Here is a 257-nt window from a genome sequence, read left to right as displayed (position 1 = left end):
CTCCAGCTCCTTCAGGCCGATGCTCACGTTGGAGCGTGAGAAGCCCAGCGCCTCGGCAATCTCGTCGGCGTTGATCGGTTCGCGTGCCGCATAGAGCAGGGCATAGATCTGCCCAACCGTGCGGTTGATGCCCCAGCGGCTGCCCATCTCGCCAAAGTGCAAGACGAAGCGCTGTTTCAAGGGAGAAAGTTGCATCGTTTTGATCTTTCTCAATTTTCAGGAATTTCTGAAAGTTTAGTCGTCTTGTGCGCTTGCAC

1 protein-coding gene is annotated in these 257 nt (G+C 55.3%); it reads right to left on the bottom strand.

Going from position 1 to position 257, the window contains the following annotated elements; translation table 11 throughout:
• Positions 1 to 195, bottom strand: a 195-nt coding sequence (locus tag ACVA6Q_RS24775) for a GbsR/MarR family transcriptional regulator (RefSeq protein WP_446649242.1), incomplete at its 3' end; no start/stop codon positions are given.
• Between the last annotated feature and the right edge of the window lie 62 nt (positions 196 to 257).

Source organism: Vibrio sp. DNB22_10_4 (assembly GCF_052879755.1).
This window is presented reverse-complemented; position numbering and strand designations above follow the sequence as displayed.